This is a genomic window from Candidatus Magnetobacterium casense (genome assembly GCF_019173545.1).
Taxonomy (GTDB): Bacteria; Nitrospirota; Thermodesulfovibrionia; order Thermodesulfovibrionales; family Magnetobacteriaceae; genus Magnetobacterium; species Magnetobacterium cryptolimnobacter.
This window is the reverse complement of sequence record NZ_JABXWD010000599.1, coordinates 1-1611: the sequence shown is the minus strand read 5'-3', so window position 1 is coordinate 1611 and position 1611 is coordinate 1. Positions and strand designations below refer to the sequence as shown.

General features: G+C 49.4%; 1 protein-coding gene and 1 pseudogene. Both read right to left on the bottom strand.

The features are described 5' to 3' along the window. Positions 1-256 (bottom strand): annotated as a pseudogene (locus tag HWQ67_RS17970) (elongation factor P); the annotation flags it as partial. Between the two features lie 59 nt (positions 257-315). Beyond that, complete coding sequence (locus HWQ67_RS17965) at positions 316-1392, bottom strand: M24 family metallopeptidase (protein ID WP_218254068.1); 1077 nt, start codon at positions 1390-1392, stop codon at positions 316-318. Positions 1393-1611 lie beyond the last annotated feature (219 nt).

Here is a 1611-nt window from a genome sequence, read left to right as displayed (position 1 = left end):
CCATGTCCATAAAATAGTATTGATTATCCTGATTATAGAGGTACTGCATCTGTTTTGCCTCGAGGTTGGCCTTGGGAAACTTCTCCCCCGAGTTGAAGGTATCCTCGATGACCTTGCCACTCTTAAGCCCCTTCATCTTTGCCCTGACAAAGGCTGCCCCCCTGCCCATCTTGACGTGCTGGAACTCTATTACCTCGTAGGGTTCACCCTTGTACTCTATCTTGGTACCTCTTCTAAAGTCATTTGTTGCTATCACGTGGCCTCCTAAACTTACCAACTGCTATTGTCATTTTCACAGATATCTGCATATATATATTAAACTATTTCCAAACTTCTTGGAAGTGTTGTTATCCTCTGCGCCCTCCCGCCTGAGACGACAACCATGTCCTCAATCCTGACGCCGCCAAGGTCGGGGATGTATATGGCAGGCTCCACGGTGAAGACCATGCCATCGGCTACGATTGTTTTTGGGGCCTTTAGAGATATGCGGGGTCTCTCGTGTACCTCAAGCCCTACGCCGTGGCCGGTGCCGTGTCCGAAGTACTGACCAAATCCTGCATCCTTTATGACCTTCCTGGCGATGGCGTCCGTCTCTGTACCGGTTAATCCGGCCCTTGCTCCCTCAATGGCACTGGTGTTGGCACGGAGCACGACGTCGTATATCTCCTTCTTTTTTTCAACCTTTTTCTCAACATCAGGGCCCTTAACAAGAAACGTCCTGGTCATGTCCGAAAAGTATCCGCCGCTTTCCCCTCCCCAGTCGATGACAACAAGGTCGCCCTTTTCGAGCTTTTTCTCTGTGGGCTTGATATGGGGCAGGGCCGAGTTCCGCCCCGAGGCCACTATCGGATAAAAGGGGAGTTTGTCCACGCCGCATTTCCGTAAGGCATCCTCAAGACGCAGCGATATTGCTCTCTCCGTAACGCCGGCCTTTATGTAGCCCTTTATGGCGGCCAGAGCGTCTTCGGCCCTTTGTATGGCCTGTTTGATCAGTTCTACCTCGGAGGCATCCTTGATGGCACGTAGTCCCTCTACCGTTTCTGACAGTGTGGTGAGTTCAAAGTGTTTTGACAGTGCCTTGTACTGCCTGTATGTGATGGTGTCCTGCACGGACAACGCCCTGATGCCAATGCCCTTTGCGTACTTGCCCAGGACGCCGGTGATGTCCTTGTTGATTATTTCGCATCTACACACGGAGACATCCCGGGCTGATTGCTCCTTGTATCGGAAGTCCGTAAACAGGACGTCTCCCTTGTCCGATACCAACAGATAAGCGTGAGACCCCGTAAAACCAGTCAGGTATCTTATGTTGGTGATATCGGTGATGAAAAGGGCCTTCTTTTTTTTCTTTCTTAACTCGCCCTTGAGTCTTAATATTCTCTCTGCTAACATACAGTGCAAAACAATTGAAGTTTACGACAATCCTGTCGGCGATGTCAATAGAAATGTTTCGGTGGGTGCATAAATTTTTGCCCCCCCTTGACCCCATCATTGCTGTGACTTATGCGTAATATTTTACAGTTTGAGATAGAGGTTTTACCGATGTTATCGCTTGCTAAGTAAGGGAGCATAAACATGTATAACATCACCAGCCTTATGGGGTCAAGGGGA